The sequence below is a fragment of the Vibrio sp. YT-19(2023) genome (genome assembly GCF_033337395.1).
In genome coordinates, this window is record NZ_JAWOQN010000978.1 from 1 (window position 1) to 550 (window position 550).

At 42.0% G+C, this 550-nt stretch carries 1 protein-coding gene; it reads right to left on the reverse strand.

Going from position 1 to position 550, the window contains the following annotated elements:
- Window positions 1–175 precede the first annotated feature (175 nt).
- Complete coding sequence (locus R7E78_RS29535) at window positions 176–409, reverse strand: hypothetical protein (protein ID WP_005497910.1); 234 nt, start codon at window positions 407–409, stop codon at window positions 176–178.
- Window positions 410–550 lie beyond the last annotated feature (141 nt).

Consider the following 550-nt stretch of genomic DNA (forward strand, 5'->3'; position numbering starts at 1 on the left):
TTATACATAGCAGTGAGTTACCTGTATCCAAGCGGTTAAAATGCGTACTGATGTGACTCATTTTTGGGAGAGGAACATAAGAAGAGCAAAGGCACTAAAAGAGGATAATGCGATTTGAATAACCAGTGCTTCAAACCGCACTTATGAACTTATGCAGAGAAAGAAAGACTATCAGTTACTGTTGAATGGTTTTATGACCACAGTTTTCGCAGATCAAGTGACGTTCAAATTCATCCATAGAAGCAAGGAAGGCGCCGAACACTACACTTTTGAGAAAGCCAGCGATGAACTCTTTCTTGTTGCGATTTTTATCGCCTTCATAGCCACTTTTTTTTCTAACTAACACCACGACATGATGCGTTTCTACCCCACATGTAGGGCACATGAGGACTTCTGTCTTGTTCGACATCTTAGACTCCTTGACGAATTATCCCTGTCTGATGACATGATTCTCTTACGCCTGTAAAGCGAGTCATCATGCCATCACTATCGATTCTTACTCTTCTTCGTTGAGACGACGAATCAACTTCGCAGGTGTGCCTCCGTATAG

Excerpts from the sequence above, each read along its gene's own strand:
- R7E78_RS29535 (WP_005497910.1), bottom strand. The coding sequence starts at position 409 with ATGTCGAACAAGACAGAAGTCCTCATGTGCCCTACATGTGGGGTAGAA.